This window comes from Geomonas propionica (genome assembly GCF_016458235.1).
Classification (GTDB): Bacteria; Desulfobacterota; Desulfuromonadia; order Geobacterales; family Geobacteraceae; genus Geomonas; species Geomonas propionica.
In genome coordinates this window covers 1-17397 of the sequence record NZ_JAEMHK010000012.1, presented here as the reverse complement: position 1 = coordinate 17397, position 17397 = coordinate 1, and the positions used below count along the sequence as shown (strand labels likewise).

Below are 17397 nucleotides of genomic sequence, written 5' to 3'. Positions count from 1 at the left end.
CCCACGAGTGATAGCTTTGCTGATGACGCTGGGAGTTGCACTCTTGGCTGGCACGAAGGCCGAGGCCGCACCGCAGTACAACTACGGGTGCGACGCCTGCCACACCATGCCTCCTCTTGATTCGGCCAACGGACGGCGTATTCCCGTCTCCGGCGCATTCAAGGGCAATCATGGCAGCCATGCCGACAGTAACGCCCTGTCGTGCGTCAAGTGCCACGGCTCCGCCGTACTCGTGTACCAGAACGGCCACCGCACCGCTGACATCAAGGTCTCCGGGAGCATCAACGGTTCCGCGACGGGCAGCTACAGCCGCGCCTTCCTGAACCAGACCTCGGTGCCCCCGAGTCCGCTGGGTTCCTGCTCCAGCGTGAACTGCCACTTCGAGCGCACCAGCCCCGAGTGGGGGAGCACGGCCTATGCCAGCCCTGCGGATTGCAATAGCTGCCACGGTTCCTCGCTGAGTGCGGGCCACCCGGTTTCCGGTTCCAAGCACGGCACCTATTACGGCACCGGCACCGGCGCCTGCGTCAAGTGTCACGTGGACCACAGCGCCGAGGCGAAGCCGTTTGCCCACGCGACCAGTGTGACCCATCGCGGCATTGCGGTCAGCTTCACCGCGACCCCCAACAACGGCGGGAGCTACTCCGGCCCGACCAACGATTTTCTCCCGAGCCAGTCCAACACCTTTGGCACTTGCTCGGGCATCTACTGCCACAGTGACGGTACCTCGAAGACCAGTCCTTTCACGGTGACCACCGCCCCCAACTGGGGCAACGCGACCCTTGGCTGCAACGGCTGCCACGGCGGTCCGGCGTCCCTGGGGACCAAGATCCTCGCTACCGGCAAGCACCAGGCCCACATCAACAACAGCGGCACCCTGGGCAACAACTACGGCTGCGCCGACTGCCACGGCAAGACCGCGGCGAGCGACTCGGCCATCGGCACCGTCGCCAACCACGTCAACACCTTCGTCGAGTACTCCGGCGCCAAGGCCGGCAAGACCTATTCCGGAGGCTCCTGCTCCACCAGCTACTGCCACACCTCGGGCAAGAAGGGTGTGACCGGCATGGCATCGACCGTCGAGCCGGCAGCTCCCTCCTGGAGCGGCGCGGCCATGGTCTGCAACGGTTGCCACGGCGTCCAGCCGATGGGGACCGCAGGGGTCGCCTTCAGCTCCGTCGCGGGCGAACCTAACTATGTGAGCTCCGGCCTTGCCGCCGCCAACAGCCATCAGAAGCACGTCGGGGCGGCGGGCGCCTCCACCTGCAACAGCTGCCACGCCAAGACCACGACCACCGGCACCAGCATCGTCGCCGGCGGTCAGCACATCGACGGCTTCATCAACTACACCTCCGGCAGCGCCAGCTTCGGCAAGAAGGCCAACAAGACCTGCTCCAACATCAGCTGCCATTCCGGCAACGGCAAGGTCCCGGTGGTAGCGGACGCCCAATGGGGCGCCAGCCTCGGCTGCAACGGCTGTCATGGCGGCCCGCTTGCGCTGGGAAGCAACGTCATCAATACCGGGGCGCACACCCAGCACACGAACCAGCCCTCGGTGATCGGCGACAACATGGTGTGCGCCGAGTGCCACGCGAAGACTGTCGCGGTCGACACCGCCATCGCCACTCCGGCAAACCACATGAACAACTTCGTGGACTACTCCGGCGTCAGGGCTGGCAAGAGCAGCACGCTGGTCTCCGGCACCTGCTCCGCGACCTACTGTCACACCTCCGGCAAGAAGGGGCAGACCGGCATGGTCGCCACCGTCGAGCCTGCCAATCCGTCCTGGAGCGGACCGGCCATGGGTTGCAACGGCTGCCACGGCGCCAAGGCTATGGGTACCGCCGGGGTCGCCTTCACTTCCGTCGCGGGTGAGCCGAACTACGCGAGCTCGGGCCTTACCGCCGCCAACAGCCACGAAAAGCACGTCGGCGCTGCCGGCGCGACCACCTGTTCCAACTGCCACTCGAAAACCACGACCAACGGCACGTCCATCATCGCCGGAAGCCAGCATCTGGACCGCCTGGCCAACTACACCTCCGCTAATGGCAGCTTCGGCAAGGTCGCCAGCAAGAGCTGCTCCAACATCACCTGCCACAGCGGCAACGGCAAGGTGTCCGGCGTCTTCGACGCCCAGTGGGGCACCGCCCTGGGCTGCAACGGCTGCCACGGCGGCCCGGCGGCCCTGGGTACCAGGAAACTGGCCTCGGGCAAGCACGCGGCGCACATGGACCAGGCCAACGTCCTGGGGGACAACCTCGGTTGTGTCGAGTGCCACTCCAAGACCGTCTCCAGCGACTCTGTGGTTTCCACTCCGCTCAACCACCTGAACTCCTTCGTTGACTACTCCGGCGTCAGGGCGGGAAGAAGCACCACCTACAGCGGTGGCACCTGCTCCGCCAGCTACTGCCACACCTCCGGCAAGAAAGGGCAGTCCGGCATGGTGGCGACGGTCGAACCGGCAGCCCCCTCCTGGAGCGGCCCCGCCATGGGCTGCAACGGCTGCCACGGCGCCAGGCCTTTCGGGACCGCCGGGGTCGCCTTCACTTCCGTCGCGGGCGAGCCTAACTACGTAAGCTCCGGCCTCGCCGCCGCCAACAGCCATGAAAAGCACGTCGGCGCCGCCGGCGCCAGCACCTGCGCCAAGTGCCACGCGAAGACCACCGCAAACGGCACCACGCTGATCGCGGGTAACCAGCACCTGAACGGCTTCTCCAACTACACCGCCGCCGACCTCAGTTTCGGCAAGAAGGTGAACAAGACCTGCTCCAACATCAGCTGCCACTCGGGCAACGGCAAGGTCGTTTCGGTTGCCGACGCGCAGTGGGGCGCCACCTTGAACTGCAACGGCTGCCACGGCGGTCCGGCTGCTCTTGGCAGCAACATCATCAACACCGGTGCGCACACCCAGCACACCAACCAACCCCTGGTACTCGGGGACAACCTCGTCTGCGCCGAGTGCCACTCCAACACCGTCTCCAGCAATACCGCCATCGGCACGCCTGCGAACCACATGAACGCCTACGTGGACTACTCCGGCGCCAAGGCGGGCAAGAGGAGCACCCTGGTCTCGGGCACCTGCTCCGCGACCTACTGCCACACCTCCGGCAAGAAGGGGCAGGCCAACATGGTCGCCACCGTCGAGCCGGCGGCTCCGAACTGGAGCGCCACCGGCATGGGATGCAACGGCTGCCACGGCGCGCAGCCCTTCGGGACCGCAGGCGTCGACTTCCCTTCGGTAGCCGGCGAGCCCAACTACGTGAGCGGCACGGCCGGCTCCACCAATGCCAACTCCCATAAGAAACACGTGGGTGCAGCCGGGGCCACCACCTGTTCCAACTGCCACTCGAAGACCACGACCAACGGTACGGCCATCATCGTGGGTAGCCAGCACCTGGACCGCCTGGCCAACTACACCTCTGCCAACGGCAGCTTCGGAAAGGTCGCCAACAAGACCTGCTCCAACATCACCTGCCACAGCGGCAACGGCAAGGTGGTGGGCGTGGCCGACGCCCAGTGGGGCGACACCCTGCTGTGCAACGGCTGCCACGGCGGCCCGGCGGCCCTGGGCACCAAAAAGCTCAACACCGGCAGCCACCCGCAGCACATGGACCAGGCGAGCGTTCTGGGCGACAACCTGGGCTGCGTCGAGTGCCACTCGAAAACGGTGTCCAGCGACTCGCTGGTCTCCACGCCGCTCAACCACCTGAACACCTTCGTCGACTACTCCGGCGTCAAGGCCGGCAGGAGCACCACCTACAGCGGCGGCACCTGCTCCGCCACCTACTGCCACACCTCCGGCAAGAAGGGACAGACCGGGATGGTGGCGACGGTCGAACCGGCAGCCCCCTCCTGGGGCGGCGCGGCCATGGGCTGCAACGGCTGCCACGGCGCGAAAGCCATGGGTACCGCCGGGGTTGCCTTCAACTCCGTGGCGGGCGAGCCTAACTACGTGAGCTCCGGCCTTGCGGCCGCCAACAGTCACGAAAAGCACGTCGGCGCAGCCGGCGCCACTACCTGCGCCAAGTGCCACGCGAAGACCACCGCAAACGGCACCACCTTGATCGCCGGTAACCAGCACCTGAACGGCTTCTCCAACTACACCGCCGCCGACCTCAGTTTCGGGAAGAAGGTGAACAAGACCTGCTCCAACATCACCTGCCACTCAAGTAACGGCAAGATCGCCTCGGTCGCCGACGCGCAGTGGGGCGTAAGCCTTGGCTGCAACGGCTGCCACGGCGGCCCGGTTGGCCTTGCCACCAACAGGATCGTCACCGGGGCGCACGCGCAGCACACCAACCAGAGCACGGTGATCGGCGACAACCTGGCGTGCGTCGAGTGCCATGCCAACACGGTCACCAGCGACACCACCCTGGGCGCCGCCAACCATATGAACAACTTCGTGGACTACTCCGGTGTCAGGGCGGGCAAGAGGAGCACCGTAGTCGGCGGCACCTGCTCTGCGACCTACTGCCACACTTCCGGTAAGAAGGGGCAATCCGGCATGGTCGCCACCATCGAACCGGCGGCTCCCAACTGGAGCGGCACGGGCATGGGTTGCAACGGCTGCCACGGCGCGCAAGGCCTGGGTACCGCGGGAGTCGAATTCACTACCGCCGTCGGCGAGCCCAACTATACATCCGGCCTGCCGGGGACCGAGAGCGCCAACTCCCACAAGAAGCACGTGGGAAGCGGCGGGGCAGCGACCTGTGTCTTCTGCCATTCCAAGACCACCAGCAACGGCACTGCCATCATCAGCGGCAGCCAGCACCTGAACGGCTTCAACAACTTCACCTCGGGTGGCGGCAAAACCTTCTACAAACGCGCCAACAAGACCTGCTCCAACATCAGTTGCCACTCCGGCAACGGCAAGGTGGCGGGCGTGGCGGACGCGCAGTGGGGCGCCACACTCAACTGCAACGGTTGCCACGGCGGCCCGGTGGCCCTGGGCACCAACATCCTCGCTACCGGCTCGCATCCACAGCACGTGAACACCGGCTCCGCCGTGACCAACTACGGGTGTGTGGAGTGCCACGCGCAAAGTGTCTCCAGCGATACCCAGATCTACAACACGCTGGTCCACGCCGACACCTTCGTCAACTACTCCGGCGTCAAGGCCGGCAAGAGCAGCACCTATGTCGGCGGTATCTGCTCCGCCAGCTACTGCCACAGCTCCGGCAAGAAGGGCCTGACCGGGATGGTGGCGACCGTGGAACCGGCCAGCCCCTCCTGGGGCGGTACCACACTGGGCTGCAACGGCTGTCACGGCGCGAAAACCTTCGGCACCGCCGGGGTCGCCTTCACCTCGGTTGCCGGCGAGCCGAACTACACCAGCGGGTCCCAAGGGTCCCCCAGCGCCAACTCGCACCAGAAACACGTGAAAGCTGCCGGCGCCGCCACTTGCGTGCTGTGCCACAGCAGCACCGTGGACGCCACCGGCACCCAGATCATCGGCAACCACACCAACAAGGTGGCCGACGTTCAAAACGGCGGGACAGCAAGCTTCGGTTACCCGGGGAGCAAGACCTGCACCAACGTCTCCTGCCATGCCGGCACCGGCTACACAGCCGCTAACGCCGTGTGGGGCGCAGCGCTCGACTGCAAAGGGTGCCACGGGACCCTCTCCGGCGCGCACACCCGCCACGTCGGCACCGCCTGGGGCACCCTGCCGTTCTACAACTATACGGCTAACGTCTCCACCGGCACCGACACCGACGGCGTCACTTGGAAAGCCTACGGCTTCGGCTGTGCCAACTGCCACCCGGTCACCCTGGCCAACCACATGAACGGCAGCGTCGAGGTGGAGCTGAACACTGTCACCGGTGCCAGCACGCTCAGGAAGAAGAACAGCGCGGCTGGCCTCATCGGCAGCACCGGCACCGGCACGGTCTCCTGCTCCAACGTCTACTGCCACGAGAACACCACCACGCCGCAGTGGAACCAGACCTACACCGCCGCGACCCGCTGCTCGGGCTGCCACGAGAACGCACCGAGCACCGATTCGCACGCGGCGCACAAGGTCGGCATTCACTACGACGACATCTTCAGCGGCACCACCGGCCTCTTGCCGGCTTCCGGTGCGGTGGGCGTCAACGCCGGTCACGGTGACCCGGCCCAGTCGACCACCATCGGCTGCAACATCTGCCACTACACGACGGTCAACCTGCCGCGCAACAAGTACAACAGCTCCTGCTCCACCGCGTCCTGCCACGGCAACACCACCGGCAACAATGCAGACGCCATCGGCGCGGCCAGGATCACCAACCTTGCCAACCACGTCAACGGCAAGAATGACATCGCCTTCGTACCGAACGCCTACATGAAGTCGAAGGCGCAGGTTACCGATGCCGCGTTCGTCAACTACACCGGTGGCGTTGCGGGCTGGAACAAGACCCGCACCTATAAGCAGGGTGTTACTTCCTACGATACGTCGAAGAACTACCTGACAGTGGGCACTTACTCCAACGGCAGCTGCTCCAACATCGTCTGCCACAGCGGCAACGCCGTACACTGGACCAACGACTTCGGCGCGGCACGCGATTGCACCATGTGCCATCTCAACCTGTAACCACGCTCCTCCCGGGCTCCGGCCCGGGAGGGACCTTTAAAAAACTTTGAATTTCGATACATAACGGCAAAAAACGATGGGGAAGAGGTCACTATGAAAAAAGCAGTTGTAGAAGCAGGAATCCACCCGGAGAAAGGTTCGGATCTGGCAACTGTCCAGTCGCTGGATGGGATCATCGGGAACGTGAGCGGTCGTGTGCGCATGAACCTGGTAGCGGCACTCGTGATGGTCCTGCTGTTCTCCGGATTCTGTGTCACTTCTTACTTCATGCCCAACGCCAACGCGTGGCCGACCAAGTACACCTCCTGCAGCGCCTCGGGGTGTCACGTGCAGATCGACCCAGACGCGACCATCACCACAGCCATCAACGGCGTGGTGGGGACCGCGGTGACTGTCGCAGCCGGGGGGGCCTTCGAGGTGGACTGGAAGGTGACCAACGTGACCAACGCCGCAAGCAACGTAGGTGTTGGGGTGGAGATCAACCTGCCGACCGGCTGGACTCTCGCCAAGGGTACCGTGAACTCGCCGGCGATCCCCGGCTGGAACGCGGTCTGGGACGCGGCCGACGGCGTGGCGGCCGGCTGGGCCACCGCCAACAGCTACAGCGCCTCGGGCGAGTACCCGTCGAGCCCGGTGGGTTACACCATCAACTACGACACCTCTGCGTGGGACACCGGCACCAGGAACGCCGCCTACGACAACGCGACCGCCAAGGACCTTGACGGCATCGCCGACAACATGGGTACCGACGCCATCGTGACGGTCCCGGCCGGCACTGCCGCAGGCACCTACACGGTCGTGGTGCTCGGCGTCGGCCACGACTCCGCGAAGTCGCACGTCGAACAGGCGATCACCGTCACCGTCACCAGCGGCGGCGGGGGCGACACCACCAAGCCGGTGGTCTCCGCAGGCTTCGCTGCCACCACGCCGTCACTCTCCAAGACCATCACGGTTTCCGGCTTCGCAGCCACCGACAATACCGGGGTCACCGGGTACATTATCACCACCAGCTCCACCGCACCGCTTGCCGGCGCAGCAGGGTGGACTGGCACCGCGCCGACCAGCTACACCGTTGCCACTGACGGCAGCTACACCCTTTACCCCTGGGCCAAGGATGCCGCCGGCAACGTCTCCCTCGTGTACGGCGCGCCGGTCGCGGTCTTCGTAGACTCGACCAAGCCTGTGGTAACCGCGGGCTTCGCCGCCACGACGCCCTCGCTGTCCCGCACCATAACGGTCTCCGGGTTCGCAGCGACCGACGCCAACGGCGTTACCGGGTACATGATCACCACCAGTGCCACCGCACCGCTTGCCGGTGCCGCGGGCTGGCTGGGGACCGCCCCCACCAATTACACGGTCGCCTCCGACGGCAGCTTTACCCTCTACCCCTGGGCCAAGGACACCTACGGCAACGTCTCCGCGGTGTACGGCACGCCGGTCGCGGTAGTGGTCGACACTGTGAAACCGACGGTTTCCAGCACGGTGCCGGTCAACGGCGCCACCGGGACCAACCTGAACGGCGCGGTGACCCTGAACTTCAGCGAGAACATCAACTGCACCACGGTGACCACCAGCACGGTGACCATCTCTCCGGCGGTGACCTGGACCAGGTCCAGCTGCTCCGGGAGCCAGGCGGTGTTCACCCCTTCCGGCCAAGCCAACTCCACCAGCTACACGGTAACGGTGGGTGCGGCGGTAGCTGATACCGCCGGCAATACGCTGGCCGCCAGCTACCCCTTCAGCTACACCACCTCGGCCCCGGTCCCGAACAACGCTCCGGGCGCGCCGGCCACGCTGGTTCAGTACAAGAACGACGGCACCACGGTGCTGACCAAGGGCCTCTACACCAACCTGACCACGCTGATCTTCAAGGGGACGGTGACCGACCCGGACAGCGACACCGTGCAGCTTGACATCGAGCTTGCCGACGTCAGCGCCGGCTTCACCGGGAACCCGACCTGCAGCAGCTCGCTGGTCACCAGCGGCAGCTCCGCGGCCGCTACCTGCAGCAGTATTCCCAACGGGCGTTTCAAATGGCAGGCGCGCGCCACCGACAGCAAGGGCGCGACCGGCAGCTGGACGCAATACTAGATAGGAGCGCTCGATGAAGGATTTGAGGAGATCGATGAGAGTGTCGACAACTCAGGAAACAGTTGAAGCTGCATCCGGGCTGGGACTGCTGCGCAATATGAGCGGCCGTACCCGCATGAACCTGATAGGCTCGCTGGTGCTGACACTGGTTATCGCGATTTTCTGCGTTACCGCTATGCTCATGCCCCGCAACGCCAACGCGTGGCCGACCAAGTACACCTCCTGCAGCGCCTCGGGGTGCCACGTGCAGATCGACCCGGACGCGACCATCACCACAGCCATCAACGGCGTGGTGGGGACCGCGGTGACTGTCGCAGCCGGGGGGGCCTTCGAGGTGGACTGGAAGGTGACCAACGTGACCAACGCCGCAAGCAACGTAGGTGTTGGGGTGGAGATCAACCTGCCGACCGGCTGGACTCTCGCCAAGGGTACCGTGAACTCGCCGGCGATCCCCGGCTGGAACGCGGTCTGGGACGCGGCCGACGGCGTGGCGGCCGGCTGGGCCACCGCCAACAGCTACAGCGCCTCGGGCGAGTACCCGTCGAGCCCGGTGGGTTACACCATCAACTACGACACCTCTGCGTGGGACACTGGCACCAGGAACGCCGCCTACGACAACGCGACCGCCAAGGACCTCGACGGCATCGCCGACAACATGGGTACCGACGCTATCGTGACGGTTCCGGCCGGCACCGCCGCAGGGACCTACACGGTCGTGGTGCTCGGCGTCGGCCACGACTCCGCGAAATCGCACGTCGAGCAGGCGATCACCGTGACCGTCACCAGCGGCGGCGGGGGTGACACCACCAAGCCGGTGGTATCTGCAGGCTTCGCGGCCACAACGCCGTCACTCTCCAGGACCATCCCGGTTACCGGCTTCGCCGCGACCGACAACACCGGCGTCACCGGCTACATGATCACCACCACTTCGACCGCCCCGCTTGCCGGCGCAGCAGGCTGGACCGGCACCGCGCCGACCAGTTACACTGTGGCCACCGACGGCAGCTTTACCCTCTACCCCTGGGCCAAGGATGCGGCCGGCAACGTCTCCCTCGTGTACGGCTCGCCGGTCACCGTCGTGGTCGATACCGTTAAGCCGAGCGTGACGAGCACCGTCCCGACCAGCGGCGCCACCGGCATCACCCCGGACAGCACCGTAACCCTTAACTTCAGCGAGGCGGTCAACTGCGCCACGGTGACCACCAGCACGGTCACCATCTCCCCGGCCGTCACCTGGGCCAAGACCAGCTGCTCCGGCAGCCAGGCCGTGTTCACCCCGACCGGGCAGGCGGCCAACACCCCGTACACCGTAACTGCCGGCACCGGCATCACTGACAGCGCCGGCAACACGATGGCCAGCTCCTATCCGTTCAGCTACACCACCGCGACGGCTATTGTCCGCCCCGACACCGCGATCAGCGCGCCGCTGGCATCGGCAGTTCTCTCCACCAGCCCGGCTGCCATCACCGGTAGCGCCACTGCCGGAACCAACGCCCTCGGCTCGGTACAGGTCTCCACCAACAACGGCTCCACCTGGAGCGCGGCGACCGGCACCTCCGCCTGGTCCTTCTCCTGGACCCTCCCTGCCGAGGACTACGTCTCGCACACCATCCTGGTCAAGGCGGTCGACAACGCAGCCAACGAAGACACCTCCCCGGCCTCGGTCACCGTGATCGTCGATACCGTGGCCCCGGCTGGGCTTGCCAACTCGGCTCCGGCCAACCTGGCGACCAACCAGGCGCTGACCACGTCGCTTTCCTCCGGGACCGCCACCGACGCCAACGTGAGCGCGGCGGTGCAGTACTTCTTCGAGCTCGCCACCGACAGCGGTTTCACCACCGGCGTGCAGCAGAGCGGCTGGCAGACCACCAAGACCTTCGCACCGACCCTGGTAGGCGGCACCACCTACTACTGGCACGTGAGGGCGAAGGACGCCGCCGGCAACACCAGCGCCTACACCACCACCTGGAGCTTCACCACCATCGCTCCGACCGCGCCTAACGTCCCGTCCGCCAGCCAGTACCAGGCCGACGGCAGCACCGCGATCGCGCAGGCCGGCACCGCGACCTCCACCTCGGTAGTGATCAAGTCGACCGTCACCGACGTGAACGGCGACAACGTGACCCTTCAGGTGGAGATGATCACCAACGCCAACACCTTCTCCGGCACCCCGAACTGCTCCTCCACCTCGGTGGCAAGCGGCTCGGTGGCGAGCGCCACCTGCTCAGGCCTGACCGACGGCCTTGCCTATAAATGGCGCGCCCGTACCACTGACGGCACGCTGAGCAGCGCCTGGGTCGACTTCGGCGCCAGCAACCCCGACTTCACTGTCACGGTACCGAACACGACCCCGGCAGCGCCGACCGCCCTGGCCCAGTACCAGGCGGACGGCACCACCGCCATCGCCACCGGCGGCACCGCCAGCAGCAACGCGGTGGTCATCGGCGCCACCGTTGACGGCGGCAACGGCGACCCGGTCCTTCTCGAGGTCGACCTGAACAACGACGGCATCGCCGACTGCGCCAGCCCCTACGTCACCGGCCCCGCCACCGCCCAGGCCATCTGCAACGGTCTCGCCGACGGCTCCTACGACTGGAGGGTGCGCGCCAAGGACAGCAAGGCCGTTTCCAGCGCCTGGACGGCCTTCACCGGCACCCCCGACTTCCTGGTCTCCACCGGCCTCGACTTCGGCATCGACACCACCCCGCCGACCGACGGCATCGCCAGCGCCACCTCCGGCGACGGCTACATCACGGTGAGCTGGACCGCGGCCACCGACTCCGGCGCCGGCCTCGACCCCGTCAATACTTACAAGCTGGTCAAGTCGAGCGTCTCCACTCCGGCCGACTGCTCGGCCGCGGCGCTCTACGCCGGCAACGGCACTTCGTACTTCGACAGCGCCGTTACCAACGGCACCACTTATTACTATAGGGTGTGCGCCCTGGACGAGGCCACCAACCTCTCCGCAGGCGTCACCGTTTCCGGATCCCCCTCGACCATCGCGCTGCCCGATACCACCATCACCGCCCCGGCCGCCAACACCGTAGTTGGCACCGGCCCGGTATCCATCACCGGTGGTTCCAGCGCCGGCGCCAACCCGGTCGCATCGGTCCAGGTCTCCACCAATAACGGCACCACCTGGGCCGCCGCCACCGGCACCGCTCCCTGGTCCTTCACCTGGGCACCGCCCACCGAAGACTACGTCGCGCACACCATCCTCGCCAAGGGCGTGGACAGCCTGGGCTACGCCGACGCCACCCCGGCACAGGTCGTGGTCCGCGTCGACAACGTGGCGCCGGCCAACGTCGCCAACGCGACCCCGGCCAACCTAGCCACCAACGTGGCTCTGGCCACTTCCCTGACGTCTGCGGTGGCAACCGACGCCAACACCAGCACCGCGGTGCAGTACTTCTTCGAACTGGCAACCGACAACACCTTCACCACCGGAGTGCAGCAGAGCAGCTGGCAGACTGGCACCAGCTTTGCCCCGACGCTTGCCAGCGCCAACTCCTACTACTGGCACGTTAGGGCGAAGGACGCGGCGGGCAATATCTCCAACTACTCCACCACCTGGAGCTTCAGCACCATCGGCCAGAGCGGCCCGGATGCACCGGTAGCTGCCCAGTACCAGGCCGACGGCACCACCGCCATCGCCCAGGGGGGCAACGCCACCGGTTCCACCGTGGTCGTGAAGGCTCCCGTCTCCGACCCCAACGGTGACAACGTCACTCTGCAGGTCGAGATGATCACCAACGGCAACGCCTTCGCCGGCGCCGCCAATTGCTCCTCCACTGCGGTGACCAGCGGTTCGGTGGCTTCCGCCGCCTGCTCCGGCCTTACCGACGGACTCTCCTACAAATGGCGCGCCCGCACTACCGACGGGACTGCATACAGCGCCTGGGTCGACTTCGGCGGCAGCGATCCCGATTTCACCGTTGCGCTCACCAACGCCGCTCCGGCCGCGCCGACCGCCCTGGCCCAGTTCCAGGCCGACGGCACCACCGCCATCGCATCCGGCGCCGCCGCCTCCACCAACGTGGTGGTCATCGGCACCACTGTCGACGGCGGCAACGGCGATTCCGTCCTCCTCGAGGTTGATCTGAACAACGACGGCATCGCTGACTGTGCGAGCCCCTACGTCACCGGCCCGGCCACCGCCCAGGCCTTCTGCGGCGGTCTCGCCGACGGCTCCTTCGACTGGAGAGTGAGGGCGAAGGACAGCAAGGGTGCTGTCAGCGCCTGGACCGCGTTCACCGGCACCCCGGACTTCACCGTGGCCACCGGCCTCGACTTCGCGGTCGACACCACAGCTCCCATCGACGGCAGCGCGAGCGATTCCTCCGGCGACGGCTACATCAAGATCAGCTGGACCCCGGCCAGCGACGCCGGCGCCGGCCTCGACCCGGTTAATACCTATAAGGTGGTCAAGTCGAGCGTCTCCGCTCCGGCCGACTGCTCGGGCACCGCGCTCTACACCGGCAACGGCACCTCCTACTTCGATAACGCGGTAACCAACGGCACCACCTACTACTACAGGGTCTGCTCCCTGGACGAAGTAGGCAACCTCTCCGCAGGCGCCACCATCTCCGGTTCCGCCTCGGCCATCGCGCTCCCCGACACCATCATGAGCGCACCGGCCGCCAACGCGGTGATCACCACCGGTCCGGCTTCCATCACCGGTACCGCGAGCGCCGGCGCCAACCCGCTGGCCTCGGTCCAGGTTTCCACCAACAACGGCAGCACCTGGGCTGCCGCCACCGGCACCACCTCCTGGTCCTTCAGTTGGGCACTTGCCAGTGAGGACTACGTGGCACACACCATCCTCGCCAAGGGCGTCGATACGCTCGGTTATGCCGACGCCACCCCGGCGCAGGTCTCGGTCCGGGTGGATAACGTCGCCCCGGCAGGGTTGAACAACTCCGCCCCGGCAAACCTGGCCACGGCCGTGGCGCTTAATGCCTCGCTCGCCTCGACCACCGCCACCGACGGCAACACCTCGGCCGCGGTGCAGTACTTCTTCGAGATCGCCACCAACTCCGGCTTCACTACCGGCGTGCAGCAGAGCGGCTGGCAGCTTGGCACAAGCTTCACCCCGACCCTGGCTCCGGCTACCCAGTACTTCTGGCACGTCATGGCGAAGGACGCCGCCGGCAACACCACTGCCTACACCACCACCTGGAGCTTCACCTCCGGCGTGGTCGCTCCTGAAACCGTTCTCTCCGCCCCGACCGCCGGCACCGTCTTCTCGACCTCGCCGGCCGTGATCAGCGGTACCGCAACCGCCGGCACCAACGCGCTCGGCTCGGTACAGGTTTCCGTGAACAACGGTACCTCCTGGAACACCGCCATCGGTACCGGTTCCTGGAGCTACTCCTGGACCCTGCCTGCCGAGGACTACGTCGCGCACACCATCCTGGCGCGTGCGTTGGACAGCGCTTCCAACCCGGACGCGACGCCTTCCAGCGTCTCGGTCTACGTCGATACCGTGGCCCCGGCCGGCTTCGCCAACTCGTCTCCGGCCAACCTCGCCACCGCCGTGGCAACGACCGCGTCGCTGTCCACCAGCATGGCGACTGACGCCAACACCACGGCAGCGGTGCAGTACTTCTTCGAAATCGCCACCAACTCCGGCTTCACCGCCGGGGTCCAGCAGAGCGCATGGCAGACCGGTCTTTCCTTCGCGCCGACGCTCACCAACAGCACCACCTACTATTGGCACGTGAGGACGAAGGACGCCGCGGGCAACATCTCGGCATACAGCACCACCACGAGCTTCACCACCGCAGCGGCCACCACCACCGTGGGCCAGGGGACGGGCGAGATCAGCCTCACCATCCCTCCGGGAGGCACCGAGATCGACCTTGACGCCTTCACCCTGGCCACTCAGGCCGGGACCGACACCGTCACCGGCGTCACCGTGACTCTTGCCAACGGGACCTGGGCGGGTATCGCCTCGATCAACGTGACCGACGACACCGGCACCACCATTTACGGTACCGCCAACCCGGGGTCCAATACCGTGGCCATCACCTTGACCACCCCGATCACGGTGACGACGACGCCGACGCAGTACGTCTTGGTTATCAATGCCAAGACGGCGACGTCCATGCCGGTACCTCCGGGTGCAACCTATGCCGTAACCGGTACGGTGACCGCGATCGCATCCAGCAACCCGAAATCGTACGGTGACACCGCCTCTGCGACCGTCACCATCGACAACCTTTCCCCGGCCAACGTCACCGCAGCGGGTGGTGCCGCCGGCATCGCGTCCAACTCGCTGTACTGGACCAACCCGGCCGATACCGACTTCGCCGGTATCGTGGTGCTGCGCCGTGCCGGCAGCGCCGTCACCGACACCCCGGTGGAAGGTGTCAACTACCTGCAGGACAACATCATTGGCTCCAGCACCGTGGCGTACGTGGGGAGTCTCAATAACTTCATCGACGCACCGCTTACCAACGGCACGGTCTACTACTATAAGATCTTCGCGCTGGACGCCCGCGGCAACTACTCGGCAACCGGCGTAGCCGTCGGCCCCTACACCCCGGTGCGCACCGCATGGGCCAACAGCCCTATGCTGCATACCTCCACCACCACCGGCTCCACCAAGTGGAGTGCCAACGGCGGCTGGGGTGAGCCCGGCAAGAAGTACGGCGCCTTCACCTGCGCCACCTGCCACAACATGACCACCCCCAACATCATGCGCGCCGTCACCAGCGTAGCGACCGGCGATGGCAGCAACTGGGCCACCAACAGCAGCCCAACCATCGCGGTATCCTACCTGAACCCGGCGACCGACAAGGGTAGCGATACGGTTCACGCCACCTCGAACCGCATCTGCGAGGTCTGCCACAGCCAGACCGCCGCCCACAGGTACAACAACACCACCGCGGGCCACAACGGCACCGTGAACTGCACCCAGTGCCACTCGCACAACGCAGGCTTCAAGGGATCCGGCGGCAGCTGCCTCTTGTGCCACAACTCCCCGCGCGGCGTGCGCCAGCAGGTCGTGGGTGCTACCCTGGGCTCCACCGGCGACGACTTCGTCCGCCCGTCCAGGCACATCAAGAACACCTCGGTCAAGAACGTGGACTGCATCATCTGCCACGCCGAGGGCGACACCACTTCCACCGAGAGTTCGGTGAAGCAGGTAACCGCGCATGGCACCAGCGGCGCGCCGATACTGTTGAGGAACGTCGACAGCCAGGGCAACCCTGGCGTCGCAGGCACCAACTACTGGTCCTGGCCGGGACGACGCGCCGGCGGCACCACCATCAACTCCACCGACCGCGACAACATGGACCGCTTCTGCGTCAACTGCCACGACGCCGACGGCGCCTCCACCATCACCGTCAACACCGCCGGTGACGCCATCACCACCGGCACAGCCCTGGCGCGGAAGAATACTCCGTTCAACCCGCTGGACGGCGGCACGCCGCTCAACGTCAAATCGCAGTTCAACTCCGGCAACGCGGTGGGTAGCGCCTACGCCAGCCATCACAACCTGAATATCTACACCAAGCGCTATACTGCGGCCTACGCCTCCACCTATGCCTCCCGCGGTGGCTGGACCGGCACCTCGAAAGATGGTGTTGCCGTTACCTGGGATACCGGCCTGCACTGCTCCGACTGTCACCTGAACGAGAGCAATGCCCACGGTGCGAGGAACGCCACCCGGATGCTGCAGGACAAAAACGGCGCCGACGCGGCAGCCACCAACACCAACGATGGCAGCGCCACCTTCGTTTGCTACCGTTGCCATCTGAGCACCGTCTACAACTACAGCAACGTGACGGTGACCGGCAAATCCCGTATCGAACACAGCACCTTCGACAACGTGCCGTGGGGACCGGGCACCTACAATGACCACGGTATCGTCTGCTTCAACTGCCACATGGGCGGCGGGGTCAACACCATCGGCGGCATCCACGGTAACAACCGGTCCATCACCACGCTGACCGCCGGGGCCACCAAGAGCTACCGCTTCATCTACGGTGCGGAACTCGGTCTTAACATGTCCGAGGCCAACTGGGCCACCACCACGGCGCCTACCTGCTACACCGCCTCCTCCACCTGGGGCGGCGCCTGCAACAAGCATGACGGCTCCGCCGGCACCGGCAGAATTGGTACTCCTAACTACGCAAGGCCTCTGCAGTAACCCCTAGAGGGTGACGCCCCGGCCAGTCCGGGGCGTCACCCTCTGCTCTCCCCAATTTACGGTTAGCCGTGTCCAGGCTTTCGGCCTGGCGGCCACCCTAAACCGCGTGCCCCTCCTGGTTAGTTTTGCCTTACCTTTTTGTTGCCTTTTTATTGCCAACCCAGCCTTTTACCCCAAAAGCTTCCCGTGATATCCCCAAACAGCCCCCGCAGGGGGGTGCGCGCGGTGCTTTATTCTTAAAATTTGCCAAACCCTGCCAAGTATTGCCTTTTGAAAAATTTCTCTTTTCATTAGAGCGGTTGCTTCCCCTGTCCGACAAAATCAATCTTCCGCGATATGGCGTAGCGAATTTCGGGTATGGTTGTTGCTCATTAGAGACCGTCCGTAGGATTATTTCGCACCTCTAATCGTCCATTGCCGCACTAGAAGATGAGAGACAGGGGAAGGTTATGCTGAAAAAGACACTGGCTGTTCTGGCTGCTACGGCCATCATATCGGGGGCACTCTGGTCCTGGGCGGCAACATCGTACCAGATACAAACGAAGCTGGGCAGTACCGGTGGCACCCTCCAGGTCCGCAA

3 protein-coding genes are annotated in these 17397 nt (G+C 65.6%); all 3 read left to right on the top strand.

Annotation, left to right across the window (positions count from 1 at the left end; translation table 11 throughout):
* Positions 1–43: 43 nt before the first annotated feature.
* The 3 genes from JFN90_RS15315 to JFN90_RS15305 all read left to right on the top strand — a co-directional run bounded on the left by JFN90_RS15315 (position 44) and on the right by JFN90_RS15305 (position 16817).
* Positions 44–6568 (top strand): CxxxxCH/CxxCH domain c-type cytochrome, encoded by a 6525-nt coding sequence (locus JFN90_RS15315; protein ID WP_199395999.1) that lies wholly within the window; start codon positions 44–46, stop codon positions 6566–6568.
* Between the two features lie 93 nt (positions 6569–6661).
* Positions 6662–8659, top strand: coding sequence for an Ig-like domain-containing protein (locus tag JFN90_RS15310; RefSeq protein WP_236019029.1), 1998 nt, complete (start codon positions 6662–6664; stop codon positions 8657–8659).
* Positions 8660–8693: 34 nt separating this feature from the next.
* A complete protein-coding gene (locus JFN90_RS15305; RefSeq protein ID WP_236019028.1) occupies positions 8694–16817 on the top strand; it encodes an Ig-like domain-containing protein in 8124 nt (2707 codons plus the stop codon).
* The last annotated feature ends 580 nt before the right edge of the window (positions 16818–17397 follow it).